The organism is Streptomyces sp. NPDC048751 (assembly GCF_043198595.1).
In the GTDB taxonomy this organism is placed as follows: Bacteria; Actinomycetota; Actinomycetes; order Streptomycetales; family Streptomycetaceae; genus Streptomyces.
The window spans coordinates 11,286-32,394 of the sequence record NZ_JBICUX010000022.1; the positions used below are offsets into that span (position 1 = coordinate 11,286).

18 protein-coding genes are annotated in these 21,109 nt (G+C 72.1%); 11 read left to right on the forward strand and 7 right to left on the reverse strand.

Annotation, left to right across the window (positions count from 1 at the left end):
• Nucleotides 1–6: 6 nt before the first annotated feature.
• The 4 genes from ACGFNV_RS42140 to ACGFNV_RS42155 are packed head-to-tail and all read left to right on the forward strand — an operon-like array spanning nt 7 to nt 4,932.
• On the forward strand, nt 7–966 hold the full coding sequence (locus ACGFNV_RS42140) for an ABC transporter permease (RefSeq protein ID WP_393630421.1): 960 nt from the start codon (nt 7–9) through the stop codon (nt 964–966).
• Nucleotides 963–2,963 carry a dipeptide/oligopeptide/nickel ABC transporter permease/ATP-binding protein gene (locus ACGFNV_RS42145; protein WP_393630423.1) on the forward strand — a complete coding sequence of 667 codons (2,001 nt, stop codon included), beginning with the start codon at nt 963–965 and terminating at the stop codon, nt 2,961–2,963. Before ACGFNV_RS42140 ends, ACGFNV_RS42145 begins: the two co-directional genes overlap by 4 nt.
• Nucleotides 2,960–3,997: an oligopeptide/dipeptide ABC transporter ATP-binding protein gene (locus tag ACGFNV_RS42150; RefSeq protein ID WP_393630427.1), complete on the forward strand. Its 1,038-nt coding sequence runs from the start codon at nt 2,960–2,962 to the stop codon at nt 3,995–3,997. Before ACGFNV_RS42145 ends, ACGFNV_RS42150 begins: the two co-directional genes overlap by 4 nt.
• The gene (locus tag ACGFNV_RS42155; RefSeq protein WP_393630429.1) at nt 3,997–4,932 is read left to right on the forward strand and encodes a dihydrodipicolinate synthase family protein; all 936 of its coding nucleotides are present in this window, start codon (nt 3,997–3,999) and stop codon (nt 4,930–4,932) included. Before ACGFNV_RS42150 ends, ACGFNV_RS42155 begins: the two co-directional genes overlap by 1 nt.
• 120 nt (nt 4,933–5,052) lie before the next feature.
• Here the strand turns inward: ACGFNV_RS42155 and ACGFNV_RS42160 are convergent, their stop codons facing one another.
• The 5 genes from ACGFNV_RS42160 to leuA form a co-directional block, all read right to left on the reverse strand.
• Nucleotides 5,053–5,715 carry a response regulator gene (locus ACGFNV_RS42160; protein ID WP_393630431.1) on the reverse strand — a complete coding sequence of 221 codons (663 nt, stop codon included), beginning with the start codon at nt 5,713–5,715 and terminating at the stop codon, nt 5,053–5,055.
• A gap of 16 nt (nt 5,716–5,731) precedes the next feature.
• Nucleotides 5,732–6,982, reverse strand: coding sequence for a sensor histidine kinase (locus ACGFNV_RS42165; RefSeq protein ID WP_393630433.1), 1,251 nt, complete (start codon nt 6,980–6,982; stop codon nt 5,732–5,734).
• 72 nt (nt 6,983–7,054) lie between these two features.
• Nucleotides 7,055–9,136, reverse strand: a complete 2,082-nt coding sequence (locus tag ACGFNV_RS42170; protein WP_393630434.1) for an MMPL family transporter — start codon at nt 9,134–9,136, stop codon at nt 7,055–7,057.
• A 153-nt stretch (nt 9,137–9,289) separates the two neighbouring features.
• Nucleotides 9,290–9,985 carry a TerB family tellurite resistance protein gene (locus ACGFNV_RS42175; protein ID WP_393630436.1) on the reverse strand — a complete coding sequence of 232 codons (696 nt, stop codon included), beginning with the start codon at nt 9,983–9,985 and terminating at the stop codon, nt 9,290–9,292.
• A gap of 197 nt (nt 9,986–10,182) precedes the next feature.
• Complete coding sequence (leuA, locus tag ACGFNV_RS42180) at nt 10,183–11,904, reverse strand: 2-isopropylmalate synthase (RefSeq protein ID WP_393630438.1); 1,722 nt, start codon at nt 11,902–11,904, stop codon at nt 10,183–10,185.
• A 319-nt stretch (nt 11,905–12,223) separates the two neighbouring features.
• Here leuA and ACGFNV_RS42185 point away from each other — a divergent pair, with 319 nt between their 5' ends.
• Nucleotides 12,224–13,294, forward strand: coding sequence for a M4 family metallopeptidase (locus ACGFNV_RS42185; RefSeq protein WP_393630440.1), 1,071 nt, complete (start codon nt 12,224–12,226; stop codon nt 13,292–13,294).
• A gap of 21 nt (nt 13,295–13,315) precedes the next feature.
• A complete protein-coding gene (locus ACGFNV_RS42190) occupies nt 13,316–13,582 on the forward strand; it encodes a protealysin inhibitor emfourin (RefSeq protein WP_393630442.1) in 267 nt (88 codons plus the stop codon).
• A 183-nt stretch (nt 13,583–13,765) separates the two neighbouring features.
• Here the strand turns inward: ACGFNV_RS42190 and ACGFNV_RS42195 are convergent, their stop codons facing one another.
• Entirely contained in the window at nt 13,766–14,335 is a 570-nt protein-coding gene (locus ACGFNV_RS42195; RefSeq protein ID WP_393630444.1) for a GNAT family N-acetyltransferase, read from the reverse strand.
• 95 nt (nt 14,336–14,430) lie between these two features.
• Between ACGFNV_RS42195 and ACGFNV_RS42200 the strand changes: the two genes are divergently transcribed.
• Together ACGFNV_RS42200 and ACGFNV_RS42205 are read left to right on the forward strand one after the other, a co-directional pair.
• Nucleotides 14,431–15,756, forward strand: a complete 1,326-nt coding sequence (locus tag ACGFNV_RS42200) for a GH1 family beta-glucosidase (protein ID WP_393630446.1) — start codon at nt 14,431–14,433, stop codon at nt 15,754–15,756.
• Nucleotides 15,753–17,012: an MFS transporter gene (locus tag ACGFNV_RS42205; RefSeq protein ID WP_393630448.1), complete on the forward strand. Its 1,260-nt coding sequence runs from the start codon at nt 15,753–15,755 to the stop codon at nt 17,010–17,012. The genes ACGFNV_RS42200 and ACGFNV_RS42205 overlap by 4 nt, the downstream gene beginning before the upstream one ends.
• Nucleotides 17,013–17,051: 39 nt before the next feature.
• On the opposite strand, the gene ACGFNV_RS42210 is transcribed toward ACGFNV_RS42205, so the two are convergent.
• Entirely contained in the window at nt 17,052–17,906 is an 855-nt protein-coding gene (locus ACGFNV_RS42210) for an NAD-dependent epimerase/dehydratase family protein (RefSeq protein ID WP_393630450.1), read from the reverse strand.
• A gap of 127 nt (nt 17,907–18,033) precedes the next feature.
• Between ACGFNV_RS42210 and ACGFNV_RS42215 the strand changes: the two genes are divergently transcribed.
• From ACGFNV_RS42215 to ACGFNV_RS42225, 3 genes are all read left to right on the forward strand, one after another.
• Nucleotides 18,034–18,897: a helix-turn-helix transcriptional regulator gene (locus tag ACGFNV_RS42215; protein WP_393630452.1), complete on the forward strand. Its 864-nt coding sequence runs from the start codon at nt 18,034–18,036 to the stop codon at nt 18,895–18,897.
• Nucleotides 18,898–19,053: 156 nt separating this feature from the next.
• Nucleotides 19,054–19,530, forward strand: a complete 477-nt coding sequence (locus tag ACGFNV_RS42220) for a hypothetical protein (RefSeq protein ID WP_393630454.1) — start codon at nt 19,054–19,056, stop codon at nt 19,528–19,530.
• Between the two features lie 183 nt (nt 19,531–19,713).
• Nucleotides 19,714–21,042, forward strand: a complete 1,329-nt coding sequence (locus tag ACGFNV_RS42225; protein ID WP_393630456.1) for a beta-xylosidase — start codon at nt 19,714–19,716, stop codon at nt 21,040–21,042.
• The last annotated feature ends 67 nt before the right edge of the window (nt 21,043–21,109 follow it).

Below are 21,109 nucleotides of genomic sequence, written 5' to 3' on the forward strand. Positions count from 1 at the left end.
CGCTCGGTGATCACCGTCGCCAGGATCCTGCTCCGGCGCATCGCCCTGCTCGTCCCGCTGATGCTCGGCATCGTGCTGTTCGTCTTCCTGGTGATGCGCTTCTCGGACGTCGACCCGGCGTCCGCGTTCTTCCAGGGCGCCAACCCGACCCCGCAGCAGCTGCACGACTTCCGTGAGCGCAACGGCCTGCTCGACCCGCTCCCCGTCCGCTACGTCGACTTCGTCGGCGCCCTCCTCCACGGCGACCTGGGCGTCAGCGCCCTGACCCGGGCACCGGTCGTCGACCAGGTCACCACCGCGCTGCCGCTCACCCTCCAGCTCACCTTCCTGGGCCTGGGCATCGCGGTGGTGCTGGCGCTGGTCGGCGGGGTGACCGCCGCGATCCACCGGGACCGGCTGCCCGACCAGATCATCCGGGTCGTCTCCCTCACCGGTGTCGCGGCCCCCGGCTTCTGGCTGGCGCTGCTGATGATCCAGTACCTGGCGGTCGATCTGGGCTGGTTCCCGACCGGCGGCTACATCAACCCGGCCGACTCCTTCACCGGCTGGCTGAAGACCATGACCCTGCCCGCCTTCGCGCTGTCGCTTCCCGTGGCGGCGCAGCTGACGCGGATCGTGCGGACGGCGGTGGTGGAGGAACTCGACAAGGACTACGTGCGCACGGCGATCGGCAGCGGCCTGCCACCCGTGGTGGTGGTCGGGCGGAACGTGCTCAGGAACGCCCTGATCAACCCGCTCACCGTGCTCGGGCTGCGGGTCGGCTACCTGCTCGGCGGCGCGGTCGTCATCGAGACGATCTTCTCGCTGCCGGGGATGGGCAAGCTGATGATCGACGCCGTGAAGAACGGCGACCCGGCGGTCGTCCAAGGGGTGGTGCTGACCACGGCCACCGGCTTCGTCGTCGTCAACCTCGTCATCGACGTCCTCTACCTGCTGGTCAACCCACGGCTGCGGGAGGCGACATGACGTTCGGCCGCAAGAGGCTCGCCCGGGCCCTGTCCCGTCCCGGCGTCCGGCTGCGCCGCTGGCGTCGGCTGCCGCCGCTGTCGAAGGTCGCCGTCTGCTTCCTGTCCGTCGTGGTGCTGATGGCGCTGCTGGCGCCGCTGCTCGCGCCGGACGATCCGCTCGACCAGCAGCCGCCCGTCGACGGCACCGGGCATCCGTCCGCCGAGCACTGGATGGGCCAGGACAGCCTCGGCCGGGACATCCTCAGCCGGCTGATGTACGGCGCCCGCTGGTCCCTCGCCATCGGGCTCGGCGCGACCGGGCTCGCCCTGGTCGTGGGGGCGCTCCTCGGCGCGGTCGCGGCGACCTCGCGCAAGGCGGTCGACGAGACGCTGATGCGCTGCCTGGACGTGGTGATGGCGTTCCCGGGGATCGCGCTGGCCGCCGTCCTCGTCGCCGTGTTCGGCGGTGGGATCACCGTCCTGATCTGCGCGATCGCGTTCCTGTTCACCCCGCCGGTGGCACGGGTCGTACGGGCGAACGTCCTCGACCAGTACGGCGAGGACTACGTGACGGCGGAACGCGTGATCGGCGCGCGGACCCCGCACATCGTGCTGCGGCACGTGGCCGTCAACTGTGCCGCGCCGGTCCTGGTGTTCTGCACGGTGCAGGTCGCCGAGGCGATCGTGTTCGAGGCGTCCCTGTCGTTCATCGGCGCGGGCGTGCGGCCACCGGACCCGTCCTGGGGCAGTGTCATCGCGGACGGCAAGAACATGGTGCTGACCGGGGGCTGGTGGGCGACCGTCTTCCCCGGGCTGCTGATGCTGGTCACCGTGCTGTCCCTGAACGTCCTCTCCGAGGGCGTCTCCGACGCGTGGGCGGCACCCTCGGCGCGCGAGGTGGACCTACCCGAGGAGGCGAAGGACGAGAGGGACGCGAAGGACGCCCTCGAGGCCCCCGAGCCCGGCAGCGGCGAGGTCGTCGAGCTGCCCGGTCTGGCGGAGGCGGCGCGGCGGCTGCGCGCCCGGGCCCGCCCGCTGCCCCGCGAAGGGCAGCTGGTGCTCGCGGTGGAGAACCTCGCCGTCGGCTTCGACGCCCGGCACGGCGGAGTGGACATCGTCGACGGCATCAGCTTCGAGGTGTACGCCGGTGAAGTCCTCGGCCTGGTGGGCGAGTCGGGCTGCGGCAAGTCACTGACCGCGCTCACCGTGATGGGGCTGCAGCCGAAGGGCGCCCGGGTCGGGGGGCAGGTCCGGTTCGACCAGCGGGAGCTGCTGGCCGAGCCGATGCGCGTACGCAGGCGGCTGCTCGGCCACGAGATGGCGATGGTCTACCAGGACGCGTTGTCCTCCCTGAACCCGGCGATGACGATCCGCGCCCAGCTCAAGCAGGTCGTACGGCGCGGTGGCCGCCGTAGTCCCGCCGAACTGCTGACCATGGTGGGGCTCGACCCCGAGCGCACCCTGCGCAGCTACCCGCACGAGCTCTCCGGCGGCCAGCGCCAGCGGGTGCTGATCGCCATGGCGCTGTCCCGGGACCCGAAGCTGATCATCGCCGACGAGCCGACGACCGCGCTGGACGTGACCGTGCAGGCGCAGGTCATGGAGCTGCTGTTGCGGCTGCGTGCGGAGCTGGGCTTCGCGCTGGTCCTGGTCTCGCACGATCTGGCGCTGGTCGCGGACGTCACCGACCGGGTGGTGGTGATGTACGGCGGGCAGATCGTGGAGACGGGCGTGACCGCCGACCTGGTGGAGGCGCCGGCCCACCACTACACGCGCGGTCTGCTCGGGAGCGTGCTGTCGCTGGAGTCGGCGGCCGAGCGGATGACGCAGATCAGGGGCGTGGTCCCGGCCCCGGCCGACTTCCCGGCGGGCTGCCGCTTCGCCGACCGCTGCCCCCTGGCGAGCGAGGTGTGCCGTACGACCGCCCCCGACCTGACGGGCAGCCACACGCACACGGCGGCCTGCCACCACCCGGCGGTGGACCTGGTGACGACGGAGAGCGAGGTCATCACATGAGCGGGGGCGTGGGCGCGAGCGCGCTGGTGGAACTCTCCGACGCCCATGTCGTGCACAGGGCCCGCAGCGGCGGACTGTTCACGCGGGACCGGGTGTACGCCCTGACCGGCGCCGACCTGACCATCGCGCCGGGCGAGACGGTCGGTGTGGTCGGCGAGTCCGGCTGCGGCAAGTCGACACTGGCGAAGGTGCTGGTGGGGGTGGAGCGGCCGACGTCCGGCACGGTGTCCTTCAAGGGCCGTGACCTGTGGTCGATGCCGCCCGCCGAACGCCGGGCGGCCGTCGGCGGCAGCACCGGCATGATCTTCCAGGACCCGTCGACGGCCCTGAACCGCCGGCTGACGGTCCGGAAGATCCTGCGGGACCCGCTGGACGTGCACGACCGGGGATCGAAGCGGCAACGTGAGGAACGCGTGCGCGAGTTGATGGCTCTGGTCGGCCTCCCCCGGGTGCTGGCCGACGGTCTGCCCGGGCAGCTCTCCGGCGGGCAGCGGCAGCGTGTCGCCATCGCCCGGGCCCTCGCGCTCGACCCCGATCTGGTGGTGGCGGACGAGCCGACGAGCGCGCTGGACGTGTCGGTCCGCGCCCAGATCCTCAACCTGCTGCTGGACCTGAAGGACCGGCTGGGTCTGGCGCTGGTCTTCGTCTCGCACGACATCCAGACGGTACGGCGGATGAGCGACCGCGTGATCACCATGTACCTGGGCCGGATCGTCGAGGAGGCCCCGGCCGACCGGGTCACGGACGGCTCCCGGCACCCCTACACCCGTGCCCTGTTCTCCGCGACGCCCGGCCTGCTCGACCCGATCGAGCCGATCCCGCTCGCCGGTCCGGTGCCGTCGGCGACCCGGCCGCCGAGCGGGTGCCCCTTCCGGACGCGGTGCTGGAAGGCGGACGAGGAGTGCGCGTCCGACATGCCGGGCTTCTCGGCCGCGTCGACGCCCGGACATCGCTACCGCTGCCACCATCCTGTGGAGGAGGACCGTTCGACCCGCGACCTCGTACGACAGAGCCAGCAGCCAAAGGAGCCTTGATGCCCTTCCCCACCCCGCTCTCCGGTGTCGTCCCGCCCGTCTGCACCCCCCTGACACCGGACCGCGAGGTGGACGTCCCCTCGTTGCTCAGGCTCCTCGACCATCTGATGGGGGCCGGAGTGCACGGCCTGTTCGTCCTCGGCTCCTCGTCGGAGGCCGCGTTCCTCACGGACCGGCAGCGCGCGCGGGTCGTGGAGGCGACCGTCGCCCATGTGGCGGGGCGACTGCCCGTGCTGGCCGGGGTGATCGACATGACGACGCCCCGCGTCCTGGACCATGTCGCCGCGGTGACGGCGGCGGGCGCGGACGCCGTGGTCGTCACCGCCCCCTTCTACGCCCGCACCCACCCGGCGGAGATCGCCCGCCACTTCCGTCTGGTCGCGGCGGCCAGTCCGGTCCCCGTGGTGGCCTACGACATCCCCGTGGCCGTGCACACCAAGCTGCCCGCCGCTCTGGTCCTGGAGCTGGCCGCCGAGGGCGTGCTGGCGGGGCTGAAGGACTCCAGCGGTGACCTGGCGGCCTTCCGCGAGGTCGTCACGGGCGCCCGCGTGAACCCGGGCATCACCGGTTTCAGCGTCCTGACCGGCTCCGAGCTGCTCGTCGACGCGGCGCTCGCGCTGGGGGCGGACGGGGCGGTGCCGGGGCTCGCCAATGTGGATCCGCACGGGTACGTCCGGCTCGACCGGCTCTTTCGGGAGGGGGACGGGGTCGCTGCGCGGGCGGAGCAGGAGCGGTTGTGCGCGCTGTTCGGGCTGGTGGGTGTCGGTGATCCGGGGCGGATGGGGGGCAGCTCGTCGGCGTTGGGGGCGTTCAAGGCGGCGTTGTGTCTGCGGGGGGTGATCGAGTCTCCGGTGACGGCGGAGCCGCAGGTGCGGTTGTCCGCCGACGAGGTGGAGGGGGTGCGGAAGTTCTTGGTGGCGGGGGGGCTGTTGTAGCGCCTGCTCGTCTCCTCGGTCGCGGTTCGTCGGCGGGTGCGGGTCCGTTGTGGTTGGTCGCGCGGTTCCCCGCGCCCCTTGTGGCGCTGCGGTTCTCGGCGCCGCCAAGGGGCCGCCGTTTCAGCCTCCCCCCGGCGTCACCAGACCCGACTCGTACGCCAAGACCACCAGCTGTGCCCTGTCCCGTGCTCCCAGCTTGCCCATGATGCGGCTGACGTGGGTTTTCGCGGTGAGCGGGCTGAGGCTCAGCGTCTCGCCGATCTCCGTGTTGTTGAGGCCGCGCGCGACCAGGGTCAGTACCTCGCGCTCGCGCTCCGACAGCCCCTCGGGGCCGCCGTCGGCGCACGGGGTGGTGTGGCTGCGCAGGAAGCGGGCGATCAGGCGGGCCGTGGGGCCCGGGGAGAGCAGGGCGTCGCCGGCCGCCACCGTGCGGATGGCGTCGAGGAGTTCGGCGGGGCGGGTGTCCTTCACCAGGAAGCCGGATGCGCCCGCGCGCAGCGCCTCGACGATGTACTCGTCGGTGTCGTAGGTGGTGAGGACCAGTACGCGCACCCCGGCCAGGTCCTCGTCGGCCGCGATGAGTCGGGTCGCCTCGATGCCGTCCAGGTCCGGCATGCGCAGGTCCATCACCACCAGGTCGGCGCGCTCGGTGCGGGCCCGCGCCACCGCCTCACGGCCGGTGCCGGCCTGGCCGACGACCTCCATGTCCTTCGCGGACTCGACGAGCATCGCGAACGCCTCCCGCACGAGGGTCTGGTCGTCGGCGAGCAGAACGCGGATCATGCGGTCCCTTCCCCTGTCATGTCTCGTCACGTCTCATCGGCAGTACGGCACTCACCTCGTAGCCCTCCCCCGGCAGCGGCCCCGCGTCCACCGTGCCGCCCACGCTGCGGGCCCGCTCCCGCATGCCGACGAGCCCGAAGCCGGGGGTGCCCTCCCCGACGCCCGCGCCGTCGTCGGTGACCCGCACGCGCAGGGCGTCCTCGCCGTCGCACACCTCGACCCGCACGGTGAGGCCCTCGCGTCCGCCGTGCCGTACGGCGTTCGTGAGGGCCTCCTGCACGATCCGGTAGGCGGCCGCGCCCACCGCGGCGGGCACCTCCACCGCGTCCACCGCCAGGTCGACCTTGGCGCCGGCGGCGCGGGCGGTCTCGGCGAGGTCGGGCAGGCCGTGCAGGCCGGGCAGGGGGCCGCGGCCCTCCTGGGCGTCCTCCTCGCGCAGCACCTCCAGCGTCGTGCGGAGTTCGCCGCGGGCCGTGCGGCAGGTGTCCGCGATGTCGTCGAGGGCCTTGGCGACGGCCGTGCGGTCGAGGCGGTCGGGGTCGGCGGCCAGGACGTGGGCGGCGACGGAGGTCTGCACGCCGATGAGAGTGATGCTGTGCGCGAGCAGGTCGTGCAGGTCGCGCGCGATGCGCAGCCGTTCCTCGGCGACCCGACGACGGGCCTCCTCCTCGCGGGTGCGTTCGGCGCGTTCGGCGCGCTCCAGGGCGGAGGCGATGTACTGGCGGTGGACGCGGATGTACCCGCCGAGCAGCAGCACGGAGACGATCCAGCCGGAGATGCGCAGGATCTCGGCGACCTGGTGCGGGTTTTCCAGGGCGTTGACGAAGAGCGTGACGCCGACGACGGAGGCGCCGGTGAGTACGGTGCGGCGGGCGGTGCCGTTCGCGGCGACGGTGTAGAGGGCGATCATGGCGACCGGTACGGCGGCGCTGTGCGTGTAGTCGAGCCCGTGGTAGGGCACGACGCACAGCACCACGGCGAGCAGCGCGAGCAGGGGGCTGCGGCGCCGCCACACCAGGGGGACCTGGGCGGCCAGCAGCAGGGTCCAGCCGAGGGCGTCCAGGTGGCGGCCGTCCTCGACGGACATGCCGAGCGCGACGGCCAGCAGGGCGGCCGCGGCGGCGAGCCAGGCGTCGGCCCGCAGCGGGGAGGGTCCCACGGCGCGACCGGCACCCGCGCTCCCCGTGCCGGCCGGCACGCCGTTGACGACGGCCAACGCCCGCTCGACCAGGGCAGCCCGCTCGATCAGGGCGCGACGACCCCGCATGGTTCCCCCCTCTCCCACGACACCATCCTCCATCAGAGGGCGCCCCTTCCGCAGGGAAGGGGCGCCCGGGGCTCAGCCTCCGACCGGCTCACGCTCCCGCGTGCGTTCCGGTTCCGGCGCCTTGGACAGCCGTCCCGGCCACCACACCTTCCGCCCCAGTGCCACGCTCGCGCTGGTCACGAGGTAGGTCCGCACCAGGAAGGTGTCGAGGAGCACCCCGACCGCGATCACGAAGCCGAGTTCGACGAGTTGGACCAGGCCCATGTTGGTCAGCACCGCGAAGGTCGCGGCGAGGACGAGACCGGCGGAGGCGATGACCCCGCCCGTGGTGCGCAGCGCGGTGAGCGCGGCGGTGACGGGTTCGACGCCCCGCACGGACTCCTCGCGCATCCGGTGCATGAGGAAGATGCCGTAGTCGACGCCGAGGGCGACCAGGAACACGAAGGACAGCAGCCCGAGGCCGGGGTCCGTGCCCTCGAAGCCGAACACCGGTCCGAAGACCAGCCCGCCGATGCCGAGCGCGGCGCCCCACACCGCGACCACGGCGGCGACGAGCATGAGCGGCGCGACGAGCGACCGCAGGAGCACGATCAGGATCAGCAGGACGGAGACGAGGACGAGCGGGACGACGATCATCCGGTCCCGGGCGTTGGTGTCCTTCAGGTCGAGTTGCTGGGCGCTGTCCCCGCCGACGTAGGAGCCGTCGAGGCTGTCCCGCAGCCGCTCGATGGTCGCGGTCTCGGCCGCCGACTGCGGGGGTGCGGACGCGGTCACGGAGATCTCCGTCCAGCCGTCCCCGGTACGGCCCTTGCGGGCGTCGGCGACGCCGGCCGTGCCGCGGATCGCCTCCAGGGTGGCATCGGCGCGGCCGGCCGGGGTGAGCACGTCGATGGGCTGTGCGGAGCCCTCCGGGTAGGCCCTGGCGAGGGTCTCCAGGGCGGCGACCGACTCCGGCCGGTCGACGAAGGAGTCCTGCTGCTTGACCGCGCCGGGCAGGTTCAGCGCGCCCAGGGCGAGCGCGCCGAGCAGGACGGCGCCGGCCGCGAGGACGGTCTTCGGGCGCCGGCCGGCGGAGGTACCCATCGCGGCGAACAGCGACCGGCGGGCCTTGGGCGTGCTGTTGTAAGCGGGCACCAGCGGCCAGAACACGCGGCGGCCCAGCAGGACCAGGAGTGCGGGCAGCAGGGTCAGCATCGCCACCAGCGCGCACAGCACACCGACGGTGCCGAGGGGCCCCATCCCCCGGTTGGAGTTGAGGTCGGCGGCGAGCAGGCACAGCAGGCCGGCGGCGACGGTCCCGGAGGAGGCGAGAACGGCGGGCCCGCAGCCGCGCAGGGCGGCCCGCATGGCGTCGTACGGCCGCTCGACGCGCCGGAGTTCCTCGCGGTAGCGGGAGACGAGCAGCAGGGCGTAGTCGGTGCCGGCGCCGAAGACGAGGATCGTCATGATGCCCGAGCTCTGCCCGGACACCGTCGTCCCGAAGGCCTGGTTGAGGCCGTAGGCGACGCCCATCGACAGGTAGTCGGCGATGCCCGCCACGACGAGCGGCACCAGCCACAGCACCGGGCTGCGGTAGATGAGGATCAGCAGGAGGGCCACGACGCCGACGGTGGTGTAGAGCAGTGGCCCGCCGAGCGCGTCGTAGACCTTGGCGGCGTCGGTGGCGAACGCCCCCGTGCCGCCCACTTCGACGGTCAGTCCGTCCGCGCTGTGGGCGACCTCGCGCACGGCGTCGACGAAGGCGTCCCGCTTCTCCTCGTCGGTGCCGGGCTCGTTGCTGGCGACGGGGTACATGAGGGTGGTTCCGTCCTCGGACGGAATTCCTCGCGGCGGTGTGGTCAGCGCGTGCTCCCCCGCGACCCGCGTGACCTGCTCCCGTGCCGTGTCCCGGTCGGCGGCGGTCAGCCCGCCGTCGCGGTGGTAGACCAGCACGAGCTCGGTGCTCTCGCCGCCGGGCAGCCGGTCCTGGATCTCGGCGACCTGGGTGGAGTCGGCGTTCGCGGGCAGGTAGTCGGTCACGCGGTCGTGCTGCACGTCGGCGAGTTTCGCCGCGAACGGCGACACGACCGCGAGCACGCCGACCCACAGCGCGAGCACCAGCCAGGGAACGGCACGCCGCCCACTCGTCTTTCCTGTCGTCTTTCCGGCCCCCATGGAACGGGCCCTCCCTCCGGAGCGGATGTCTGGGTACGGCATCCAGACTTCCGGCTCGGCGGGCCCGAATCGTCGCGCGTCAGGGCGAGTTCGGGGGTACTGCGTGGGGCGGCCGGGCGGGGTGGTTACTCCCCGGGGAGTAACCGGAGAGCGTCAGGACGGGGTGCGGGCCGCCGCCAGGACGCGGGTCACCTCGTCGGCGCCGATGGTCAGCGCCGCGCCCACCGTGGCCAGGACGTCGCGTTCGGCGGGGGTGTACGGGCCGTCGGCGAGGGCGATCCTGGCGCCCTGGAGCAGGATCGACTCGCGGCCGACCTGGGCGAGGTGGGGGGCGAGGGGGTCCAGGGCCTCGTGGAGCTCTATGGCCAGGCCGGTGCAGGAGGGTTCCCCGAAGGCGCGTCCGGTGTCCGCGGCGAGGGCGTCCACGAGGGCGGCGAGCTGGTCCTCCGTACAGTCGTCGAAGCCGGCGGCGCGCACGGCGGTCGTGGCGGCCTCCAGGGACGTACGGGCGCAGGTGCCGCCCGCGGCGAGGACGGCGAGGGCGACGGTGTGCACGGCGTCGCGGAGCATCGCGGAGAAGCGGATGGTGGTGGGGTGGTCGAGGACCTCGGTGCCGAAGTGGTGGTGGCAGGCCGCGCACTCGACGGCGGGGCCGGTCTCGCCGCGCGGCAGCACGGGCACGCCGAGGACGGTGAAGCGGCGGCGGCCGGTGAGCCGCTGGTAGTTGCGGTCGCCTCCGCAGCCGGGGCAGAAGAACTCGCCGTCCCCGACGGGAGTCCACGCGGTTCGGGTCCCCAGAATGCGCGCACGCCCGTCGACACGGCCGTTTCGTCCCCGTCCTGGCAGCACGTCGCACCTCCCACTCGCCGCGGCATCATCGCCACACGCTTGCGTGATGTTAGCCACATCCATCAGGTGGAGTCAGCACCCTGGACGAGACCTTTCCGTGACCTGCACATGGGAGTGGCCGAGATGTGACGGGGCCCCGACCGCCTCGTACCACGGTCAGGGCCCCGAAGTCCCCGGTCAGCCCCGGTTTGTGCGCGTCAGCGGGTGGCGCGGTTGACGGCGGAGACGACCGCCTTCAGCGACGCACGCGTCGTGTTCGCGTCGATGCCGATGCCCCACAGGACCTTGTCGCCGATCGCGCACTCGATGTACGAGGCGGCCTGCGCGGAGGCTCCCTCGCTCATCGTGTGCTCCTGGTAGTCCAGGAGGCGTACGTCGACGCCGATGGACTGCAGGGCGTCGAAGAAGGCCGAGATCGGACCGTTGCCGGAGCCGGACAGGACGGTGGCCTCGCCGTCGACGGTCGCCTCGACCGTCAGCCTGTCCACGCCGTCCGTGTCGGTGGTCGACTGGTTGTTGCGCACCTGGATACGGCCCCACGGGTTGTCCGCGTTCGGCAGGTACTCGTCCTGGAAGACCGACCAGATGGCGCCGCCGGTGACCTCGCCACCCTCGGCGTCCGTCTTCGCCTGGATGATCTTCGAGAACTCGATCTGCATCCGGCGCGGCAGGTCCAGCTTGTGGTCGTTCTTCAGGACGTACGCGATACCGCCCTTGCCGGACTGCGAGTTGACCCGGATGACCGCCTCGTAGGAGCGGCCGACGTCCTTGGGGTCGATCGGCAGGTACGGGACCGCCCACTCGATGTCGTCGACGGTGACGCCCTTGGCGGCCGCGTCGGCCTCCATGGCGTCGAAGCCCTTCTTGATGGCGTCCTGGTGGGAGCCGGAGAAGGACGTGTAGACCAGGTCGCCCACGTACGGGTGGCGCGGGTGGACCTCCATCTGGTTGCAGTACTCCCACGTACGACGGATCTCGTCGATGTCGGAGAAGTCGATCTGCGGGTCGACGCCCTGCGAGAACAGGTTCATGCCCAGGGTGACCAGGTCGACGTTGCCGGTGCGCTCGCCCTGCCCGAACAGGCAGCCCTCGACGCGGTCGGCACCGGCCATCAGCGCCAGCTCGGCGGCGGCGACGGCCGTACCGCGGTCGTTGTGCGGGTGGACGGAGACGCAGACGTACTCGCGGCGCGAGAGGTTGCGGCTCATCCACTCGAAGCGGTCCGCGTGCGTGGACGGCGTCGAACGCTCCACCGTGGCGGGCAGGTTGAGGATGATCTCGCGGCCCGGGCCCGGCTGGTAGACGTCCATGACCGCCTCGCAGACCTCCAGCGCGAAGTCCAGCTCGGTGTCGGTGAAGATCTCCGGGCTGTACTGGTAGCCGAACTCGGTCTCGGGGCCCAGCAGCTTCTCCGCGTACTCCATCACCAGGCGGGTGCCGTCGACGGCGATCTGCTTGATGTCGTCCTTGGAGCCGCGGAAGACGACCCGGCGGAAGACCGGGGCGGTGGCGTTGTACAGGTGGACGGTCGCGCGGCGGGCGCCCTTCAGGGACTCCACGGTCCGCTCGATCAGGTCCTCGCGGGCCTGGGTCAGGACGGAGATCGTCACGTCCTCGGGGATCGCGCCCTCTTCCTCGATGATCGAGCGCACGAAGTCGAAGTCGGTCTGTCCGGAGGCGGGGAACCCGACCTCGATCTCCTTGTAGCCCATCTTGACCAGCTGGTCGAACATCCGGCGCTTGCGCTCGGGCGACATCGGGTCGATCAGGGCCTGGTTGCCGTCGCGCAGGTCGGTGGAGAGCCAGCGGGGGGCGACGGTGATCCGGTTGTTCGGCCAGGTGCGGTCGGGGATGTCGACCTGCTCGTAGCGGCCGTACTTGTGGATCGGCATGGAACTGGGCTGCTGGCGGTTCGCCATGATGCGGGGGCTCCTCAGGGTGTCCGGATGGACGGCCGACGACGCAACGCCAAGCTCCGCGGGGAGGGAGTCGACCTGGACTACAGGCCCTCGCCGCGGCAGCTAAGAAGAAGCAGCCCGAAACGCATGATGCTCCGCAGCGTAGCCGAGCCGCTCCTGTCGCGCGGGGTCGTATCAGTATGCGGGACCGCGGGGAGGAACGGGACAAAAAGTGCGCCATACCACTCGCGCGGGGGTTCCCTGGCGTCGTATCCCTATATTTCACCAATCATGGTTGCGGGTAGTGACACCGGTATAACCGAGTGCAAAGGTGCCGGGCATGACGACGAACGGGGGCTTCGAGCCCGTCTTCTGCACCGTCGTGCCGCCCTATGTCCTCGACAAGCTGGCACAGCACGACGACCCCGCACTCTCCGGACCCGCCCAGCGCACCCTGGTGCGCGACAGCGAGCTGCGCGCCCGCCGGCGCGTCACCGCCGAGTTCCGCCTGGCGGCCGCCCCGACGGCGAAGGCACCGTCGGACCAGCCGCTGCGCACGATCTACGACGCCGAGCACCGCACCGAGCTGCCCGGCACCAAGGTCCGCGACGAGGGCGACGACCCCGGCCGGGACGCCACGGTCAACCGCGCCTACTCGGGCCTCGGCGCCACCTTCGACCTCTACCTCAAGGCCTACCGGCGCCACTCGATCGACGGCGACGGCCTGCCCCTGGACGCCACCGTCCACTACGACGAGGGCTACAACAACGCCTTCTGGAACGGCGAACAGATGGTGTTCGGCGACGGGGACGGCGAGATCTTCACCGACTTCACCAACTCCATCGACGTCATCGGCCACGAACTCACCCACGGCGTCACCCAGTACACGGCGAACCTCACCTACTACGGCCAGCCGGGCGCCCTGAACGAGTCGATGTCCGACGTCTTCGGCTCGCTCATCAAGCAGTACTCCCTCGGCCAGACCGCCGCCGAGGCCGACTGGCTGATCGGCGCCGGCCTCCTCGCCCCGGGCGTGACCGGCAAGGCCCTGCGCTCCATGAAGGCACCGGGCACGGCCTACGACGACGACGTCCTCGGCAAGGACCCGCAGCCCGCGACCATGGACGACTACGTCCGCACCGGCCGCGACAACGGCGGCGTCCACATCAACTCCGGCATCCCCAACCACGCCTTCTACCTCGTCGCCACCGCCCTCGGCGGTCACGCCTGGGAGAAGGCGGGCCAGATCTGGTACGACGTCCTGACCGGCGGCGAGCTCAAGGAGCGGGCGTTCTTCACCGACTTCGCCAAACTGACCGTCAAGGCCGCGCGCGAGCGCTACGGCGACGGCGGCGACGAGTTCCAGGCCGTGGAGAAGGCCTGGGAACAGGTCGGGGTGCGGATCCTGTGACGGCGTACTAGACAGGGACCCATGCGTATTCAGGTGACCCGTACGGGTGGGTTCGCGGGCATCGAGCGCCGCGCCGAGGTCGACACCTCGGGGCGGCCCGATGCCGACGAGTGGCACGCCCTGGCCGAGAAGGCACTCGCCGACGGCCGGGGCGCGCCCGCGGCCGGCGTTCCGGACGGCTTCAACTACGAGATCACGGTGGACGGCCGGACGGTGTACGCGGCCGATCCCCGGCTCACGGAGGAGCAGCGGAGGCTGGTTTCCAGGGTGCTGAAGGAAGGGGCCTAGGGCCTGTCGTTTGGATCACGCCGCAGACGCGGGGTCTGGCACGCCCATCTGCGGCGTTGTCGTCGGTTGCCGATGCTCCGCATCGACGCCCTCCTCCGCCTTGCAGCTGCACGCACCAAACCCCGCTCACCGGCGCTGACCAGCCCGTGTCGATTTCCTGCGACCTGATCCAAACGACAGGCCCTAGTCGCCGCGGCCCTGGCGTTCGGCGGCCGCCTGCCACTCCTCACTCAGCAGGCCGAACTCCACGGTGTCGTACCACTCCTGTCCCACGCGCACGGCGGCCCGCCTGCGCCCCTCCTCGACGAAGCCGAGGCGCCGGAACGCCCGGAGGGCACGCTCGTTGCCGCTCCAGGTGTCGAGTTCGACCCGCCGCAGCCCGCAGGACCCGAACAGGTGACCCACGAGCAGCCGCAGGGCCTCGGTGCCGTGGCCGCCGCCCCAACGGTCGCGCTCGCCGATGGTGATCCCGACGGTGGCCCGCCCCGCGAACGCGTCGAGGTCGCGGTAGTCGACCATGCCGATCGGGCGTCCGCCCTCCCGTTCCTCGACGGTGAAGGTGGCCCCGTCGCGCGGGTCCTCGCGGAGCCTGGCCTCATGGAACCGCTCCACGGCCTCACGGGTGACCGGGCCGAAGTGCGGGTGGCCTCCCGTGGCCCAGTGCGCCACCTCGGGGTCGTTGCGCCAGCGCAGTTGGACATCCAGGTCCCCGGCGCGCAGGGCGCGGAGTCGTACGAGCTTGCCTTCGATCATCCGGTTGATCATAAACGGGTCCAGTCGATCACCGGAGCGAGGGACGTAACCGCAGTTCCGGGCAAGGGCGTTGACTTCCGTTACCGCTGGTACGGATGATCCGGCGCATGGCGACTGACGCAAGCAACCCGATCCCCCCGTTCCCGGCCGGCTTCCTGTGGGGTGTCTCGACCTCGGCCCACCAGATCGAGGGCGCGGCGGACCAACGTGAGGCGTCCGTGTGGGACGTCTTCTCCGCCGAGCCGGGGCGGGTGAAGGACGGCTCGACGGCGGCGGTGGCCTGCGACCACTACCACCGCTACCCCGAGGACGTGGCCCTGCTCAAGGGCCTCGGCGTGGACGCGTACCGCTTCTCGATCTCCTGGCCTCGGGTGAACTCCCCCGGCGGCCTGGACTTCTACGACCGTCTGGTGGACGAGCTGTGGGCGGCAGGCGTCCGCCCCGTCCCGACCCTCTTCCACTGGGACCTGCCGGTCGCGCTGGACTGGCTGGAGCGGGACACGGCCTCGCGTTTCGCGGAGTACGTGTCCGTGGTGGCCGAGCGTCTCGGCGACCGCGTGCAGAAGTGGATCACGCTCAACGAGCCCGCCGAGCACACCCTGTTCGGGCACGCCCTGGGCGCGCACGCCCCCGGCAGGCAGCTGATGTTCGACGCGCTGCCCGCCGCCCACCACCAGCTCCTCGCCCACGGTCTGGCCGTACGGGCCCTGCGCGCGGCCGGCGCCACCGACATCGGCATCGCCAACTCGCACGGGCCGACCTGGGCGGCCTCGCGGGAGCAGGCGGACCTGGAGGCAGCCGACTTCTACGACCTGCTCCTGAACCGCCTGTTCGCCGACCCCGTCCTGCTGGGCGAATACCCCGAGGGCATCGGCGAGTTGATGCCGGGGGACGTCGCGGCCGACCTGAAGGTCATCGGGGAGCCGCTGGACTGGTACGGCGTCAACTACTACGCGCCGACCCGGGTGGGCGCACCGCAGGGCACGGACATCGAGTTCGGCGGTCTGACGATCCCGGCGGAACTCCCCTTCTCCGTGCAGGAGATCGAGGGCGTCCCGGTGACGGACTTCGGCTGGCCGGTGGTGCCCGAGGCGCTGACAGAGCTGCTGACCGGCTTCCGGGAGCGCTACAAGGACCGGCTCCCCCCGGTCGTGATCACCGAGAACGGCTGCAGCTACGAGGGCGTCGACGACCAGGACCGCATCGCCTACCTGGACAGCCACATCCGGGCACTGCACCGGGCGGTGGAGGCGGGCGTGGACGTGCGCGGGTACTTCGTCTGGTCGCTCATGGACAACTTCGAGTGGGCGGAGGGCTACGCCCGCCGGTTCGGGCTGGTCCACGTGGACTTCGAGAGCCTCGCCCGGACCCCGAAGGCGTCGTACGCCTGGTACCGGGACGTGCTGCGGGCGCAGAGATGACGACGGCGGGCCGGGCCCCGGCGACCGCCCTCACCGAGCCCGTCGAGCGGGTGGGCCGGGACTGGACCTCGGCCCTCTCGCTGGCCAACGGGGCGATCTGGGTGGGCTGGTACGGCCCCCTGCAGATCCTGCTCGCCTCCCAGGCCAAGGACTTCGCGCCCGGCTCCGGCATGTCCAAGGAGACGATGCTGGCCTGGGTGACGGGCGTCGGCGCGGTGGTGTCGCTGGCGGCGAACCCGCTCTTCGGGGCGCTGTCGGACCGTACGACCTCCCGCCACGGCCGCCGTACGCCGTGGATCGTGGCGGGCGCCGCGGGCGGGGCGCTGTCCCTGCTGCTGCTCGGGGCGGCGGACGGGGTGTGGACGATGGCGCTGGGCTGGTGCCTGGTCCAGCTCACCCTGAACGCGGCCTTCGCGGCGGTGACGGCGGCGGTCCCGGACCGGGTGCCGCGGCTCCAGCGGGGCTCGGTGGGCGGCTGGCTGGGCGCGGCACAGATCCTGGGCGTGGTCGGCGGGACGGGCCTCGCCACGGTCGCCGGGGGTGTCGGGGCCGGGTACGTGGCGTGCGCGGTGTTCACGGCGGTGGGGGTGCTGCCGTACGTGCTGCGCCACGCGGACCTGCGGCTGCCGGAGGCGGACCGGCCGCCCTGGTCCTGGCGCGGCTTCCTGGCCGGCTTCTGGCTCAGCCCGCGCCGCCACCCCGACCTGGGCTGGGCCTGGCTGACCCGGTTCCTGATGAACCTGAGCAACGCGCTGGTGCTGCTCTACCTGCTCTACTACCTGCGCGACCGGCTGGACTACGGCGACCCCGACGAGGGCGTGCTGATCCTGACGGCCGTGAACGGCGTGACGCTGCTCGCCACGGTCGTGGTCGGGGGCGTCTGGTCGGACCGGGTGGGGCGGCGCAAGCCGTTCGTGATCTGGTCGGGGGTGCTGATGGCGGTGGCGACGGCCGGGCTCGCGGTGTGGCAGACCTGGCCGGGCGCCATCGTCGCGGCGGCCGTGCTGGGCGTCGGCTTCGGTGTGTTCACCTCCGTCGACTTCGCGCTGATGACGGACGTCCTGCCGCGGGCGCTGGACCGGGGCAAGGACCTCGGCGTCATCAATGTCGCCAACGCCCTGCCCCAGGTCGCGGCGCCCGCCCTCGCCGCGCCGATCGTGAGCCACCTGGGCGGCTACCGGGTGCTGTACCTGGTGGCGGCGGTGATCGGGCTGGCGGGGGCGGTGCTGGTGGGGCGGATCCGCGGGGTGGACTGATCCGGTGGGCCGACCGGTGGGCTGACCCGGTGGACCGGCCTACAGCGCTCCGGCCTCCCGGGCCGCGTAGACGCTGGGGTACAGCGGGCGGTAGCCGAGTTCGCGGCGGATGCGTTCGGTGGAGGTCAGCTGGAAGAAAGGGTCGGGGTCCGTGTGGTCGTAGAGCTCGGCCGGGACGTCGACCCCGTTGAGCTGGTGCAGCTCGACCGCCGTGACGGGGGCGTCGTCGGCGATGTTGTAGATCCGGCCGTCGGCACCCGGCGCGTGCAGGAGGCGCAGCAGGCCCTGGGCGACGTCCGCGTGGTGGACCATGTGCAGCTTCTGGGTCGCCGCCCAGTTCCCGGCCCACATCAGGGACTGGGCGAGGTGCGGATCGCCCTCTCCGTAGACGAAGGCGAGCCGGCCGACACGCACGTCCAGGCCCTCCAGCGCGAGCAGCTCCCGCTCGGCGATCCCCTTCGACTCGGCGTAGGCGCCCCACATGGAGCCGCCGGGCTGGATCTCGTCGTCCTCGGTCAGCGGGCGGCCCCGCCCGACGCCGTACACCAGGCCCGTGCTGACCTGCACGAACCGCTGCACGCCGGAGGTCTGTGCGGCACGGCCCAGTTCCAGTGCCGCGTCCCGGTTGACGGCCCACGCCTCCTCGTCCGGCACCCCGCGGAAGGCCGCCGCGACGTTCACGACGGCGTCCGCTCCGGCCACCGCCTTGCCGAGCGCCTCCGTGTCGCGCAGATCGCCGAGGACGACCTCCGCGCCCAGCTCCGCGAACCGCTCCGCCCGGTCCGCGTCGCGCACCAGGACCCGTACCCGATCCCCCGGCCGCGCCTGCGCCAGCAGCCTCGGCACGAAACGGCGGCCGACCTGTCCCGTCGTACCCGTCACCAATGTCAGCATGTTCTGCTCCTGTCGTCGGTTCGTCGGTGACCAGCCTTCGACGAAGTCACCGCGACCGGGAGAGACCTCCCGATCGGGGGACCGGCAGTCCCTGGATAAGCCGGGCGGGCTGCCCCACGCTGGAGAGGTGAACCGACCCGAACTCGCCGACTTCCTGCGCCGCGGCCGCGGCCGCCTCACCCCCTCGGACGTGGGGCTGGCGCCGGGCGCCCGCCGCCGTACGCCCGGCCTGCGCCGCGAGGAGGTGGCGCAGCTGGCGGGCATGTCGGTGGACTACTACACGCGCCTGGAACAGCGCCGTGGCCCGCGCCCGTCCCGGCAGATGCTGAGCGCGCTGGCCCGCGCCCTGCGCCTCACCGACGACGAGCGCGACCACCTGTTCCACCTGGCCGGCGAGGAGCCCCCGCGCCGTGAGACGGCGTCGGCGCACGTCCCGCCCGGCCTGATGCTGATCCTGGACCGACTGCACGACACCCCGGCGCAGGTGGTGACCGACTGCGGCGAGATCCTGGCGCAGAACGCGATGGGCAGGGCACTGACCCGCGACGTGATGTCCCGCCCCCGGCGTGAGCACAACGTGGTCCGCCTCTACTTCCTGGACCCGGACGCGCGCACCCTGTTCCCGGAGGAGGACCGGGCGGATCACGCCCGCGCCCACGTGGCCAACCTGCGCGCGGTCGCCGCCGCCCGCCCCGACGACCCCGAGCCGGCCGCGCTGGTCGCCGAACTCCTCGCGTCCAGCGAGGAGTTCGCCCGCCTGTGGGACGAGCACGAGGTGTCCCTGCGCAACCGGGCGACGAAGCGTTTCCTGCACCCCGTGGTGGGCCTGCTGGAGCTGGACTGCGAGGTGCTGCTCAGCCACGAGCACCACCAGCTCCTGGTCATCCACACGGCCCGCCCGGGCACGGAGTCGTACGAGCGGCTGGAGTTGCTGCGGGTGGTGGGGCTTCAGGATCTGTCTCCGGAGCCTTCCGGGACGCCGTACGAGTAGTCCGGAATTCACCCTTGCCGCCCCCTCTCCCCCGCGCATCAATGAAGCCATGGATCCGACGGACCGTCAGATTTTCAGCCGGTCGAGCAGCGTGCCCGCACCCACCCGCTCGCAGGCCGTCGGTCGACACTCACCCGCGAAGGGAGCCCCAAGCAGATGAGAGGCAAGCGAATCGGAACAGGTGCGGCAGTGGCGGTCGGGGTGCTCGCGCTCGGCGGGGTCGCGCTCGCCCCCGCGGCCGTCGCCGTCACCCCCCAGGCGGCGACGATCACCGCGGACTGCGGCATCTTCGGTGGCGGAGCCGCCACGCTCACGGCCACGCAGAACGGCACCGCCGCCACCCTCACCCTCACCTCCACCGCGATCAAGGCGCCGATCGCGCTGGCGAAGGACTCGATCACGTCCACCCTCACCCTGGTGAAGTCCGGGGGCGGCAGCAGGGTCTTCAGCGGCAAGGTGAACCCGGCGATGGCCGTCGGCGACCCCATCACCGTCGGCCCACTCCCGGGGACCGTGGCCTCCGGCGACAAGCTGGAGACCTACGGCGGCTCGCTCAAGATGGTCGTCCTGGGCATCACCATCACCTGTACGGCCAAGGCACCGCAGTCGCCCGGACCCTTCGTGTTCGACTGACCGAAGCCGAGCGAAGGCCGAGCGCAGGCTGAGCCCGCCGAGCACAGAGCAGGCGCGGCAGGGAAGGTGACGACCCGTCAGTTTTCCTGCCGCATCTCCATTGACTTCTCACACCGCCTCCACGTCAATGCCCCTTGTCGGCGCAGAAGAGCCGCTGCGCCCATCCCTCAGGAGGGGGCACCCATGGGTCAGACCACCCGAAGACGCCGCCTGGCGTCACTGCTCGGGGCGACCGCGCTCGCGGTCACCGCGGGCGGCGCACTGGCCGCGCCGGCCGGCGCCGTGTCCGCCCAGTCCGCCGACGTGGACTACATGACGCACTGCATCCCGCCGCCCATCGCGGGCATCCCGCCGATCGACGGCACCACCACCGGCCGTATCGCCGTCGACAACACCAGCCCCAAGGTCGGCGACACGGTCACCGTGACCTACACGGTGGTCAAGCCCGCCGCCAGCAACCCCACCGACCTCGCCCTGCCGGCCGACATCATGACCCCGACCGGCAAGGTCACCCTCGGCGGGGCGCAGACCGGCGACGTCACCGTCACGGGGCCGAAGAAGAACGACCCGGTGCCGGGGAAGGGCGCCTTCCCGTCCTTCTCGATGACCGGCACGTTCACGGTCACCAAGGCCGGCGCGATCACCCTCTCGCCCGGCGACTACAACATCCACACCAGCTACATCCTGGAGCTGGACACCCCCTGCACGGTCACCAGCCCGCCCGCGCCGGTCTCCGAGACCGTCACCGCGGTGGGCGACCCGCCCGCCAACACCCGAGCCATCACCCTGGGTTCGGCGTCCGGCAAGCCCGGTGACAGCGTCCACGTGACCGGCAGCGGCTTCACCGCGGGCGCGACCGTCACCCTCGCCGGGCGGTCCGGGAGCACCCAGACCGCGGACAAGGCGACGGTGACCGCGAGCGCCCAGGGCGCCATCAGCGGCGCGCTCGTCGTCAACGACAAGACGACGAGCGGGGTCGTGGCCTACGAGGGCACCGAGTGGAACGCGGCGAAGGGCGCCGGGCCGGTCGCGTACGTCGTCATCGACGACACGCCCGTCCCGGCCGGCAGCCAGAAGCTCACCACCACGGTGAAGGCGGGCACGCTGTCCATGTCCCAGGCCGGGGACGCCGTCCAGCTGTCGGGCGTCGACTTCGGCAAGGGCGGGGCCTCCAAGGGCGACCTGCGCACGGTGACCGTCAAGGACTTCCGCGGCGGACCCGCGGGCTGGTCCCTGACCGGCAAGGTCACCGACTTCACCGGCCCCGGCGCCAAGATCGACGCCGGGAAGCTGAGCTGGACGCCGGCCTGCGCGACCAAGGCGGGCAGCCCCAGCACCTGCCGGGCCGGTTCACCGGGCCCGGTCGGCGGTTCGGGGGCGACCCTGGCGTCCACGCCCGACGGCACGCTCACCGGCGGTGAGTTCACGGTCGACGCCGGGCTGTCGCTCGACGTACCGGCGTTCACGCCTCCGGGGTCGTACTCGGCGGTCCTCACCCTCACGCTCAGCTGATCACCGTACGGGCGCCCCGTCCCCACGGGTCCGCACCCGCCCGTCCGCCTCGTCCCCTTTCGCCTCG

What these genes read in the sequence shown, in the direction of transcription:
- ACGFNV_RS42145 (WP_393630423.1), top strand. Translation starts at nt 963, where the DNA reads ATGACGTTCGGCCGCAAGAGGCTCGCCCGGGCCCTGTCCCGTCCCGGC.
- ACGFNV_RS42150 (WP_393630427.1), top strand. Translation starts at nt 2,960, where the DNA reads ATGAGCGGGGGCGTGGGCGCGAGCGCGCTGGTGGAACTCTCCGACGCC.
- ACGFNV_RS42155 (WP_393630429.1), top strand. Translation starts at nt 3,997, where the DNA reads ATGCCCTTCCCCACCCCGCTCTCCGGTGTCGTCCCGCCCGTCTGCACC.
- ACGFNV_RS42160 (WP_393630431.1), bottom strand. Translation starts at nt 5,715, where the DNA reads ATGATCCGCGTTCTGCTCGCCGACGACCAGACCCTCGTGCGGGAGGCG.
- ACGFNV_RS42165 (WP_393630433.1), bottom strand. Translation starts at nt 6,982, where the DNA reads ATGCGGGGTCGTCGCGCCCTGATCGAGCGGGCTGCCCTGGTCGAGCGG.
- ACGFNV_RS42170 (WP_393630434.1), bottom strand. Translation starts at nt 9,136, where the DNA reads ATGGGGGCCGGAAAGACGACAGGAAAGACGAGTGGGCGGCGTGCCGTT.
- leuA (WP_393630438.1), bottom strand. Translation starts at nt 11,904, where the DNA reads ATGGCGAACCGCCAGCAGCCCAGTTCCATGCCGATCCACAAGTACGGC.
- ACGFNV_RS42185 (WP_393630440.1), top strand. Translation starts at nt 12,224, where the DNA reads ATGACGACGAACGGGGGCTTCGAGCCCGTCTTCTGCACCGTCGTGCCG.
- ACGFNV_RS42190 (WP_393630442.1), top strand. Translation starts at nt 13,316, where the DNA reads ATGCGTATTCAGGTGACCCGTACGGGTGGGTTCGCGGGCATCGAGCGC.
- ACGFNV_RS42195 (WP_393630444.1), bottom strand. Translation starts at nt 14,335, where the DNA reads ATGATCGAAGGCAAGCTCGTACGACTCCGCGCCCTGCGCGCCGGGGAC.
- ACGFNV_RS42200 (WP_393630446.1), top strand. Translation starts at nt 14,431, where the DNA reads ATGATCCGGCGCATGGCGACTGACGCAAGCAACCCGATCCCCCCGTTC.
- ACGFNV_RS42205 (WP_393630448.1), top strand. Translation starts at nt 15,753, where the DNA reads ATGACGACGGCGGGCCGGGCCCCGGCGACCGCCCTCACCGAGCCCGTC.
- ACGFNV_RS42210 (WP_393630450.1), bottom strand. Translation starts at nt 17,906, where the DNA reads ATGCTGACATTGGTGACGGGTACGACGGGACAGGTCGGCCGCCGTTTC.
- ACGFNV_RS42220 (WP_393630454.1), top strand. Translation starts at nt 19,054, where the DNA reads ATGAGAGGCAAGCGAATCGGAACAGGTGCGGCAGTGGCGGTCGGGGTG.
- ACGFNV_RS42225 (WP_393630456.1), top strand. Translation starts at nt 19,714, where the DNA reads ATGGGTCAGACCACCCGAAGACGCCGCCTGGCGTCACTGCTCGGGGCG.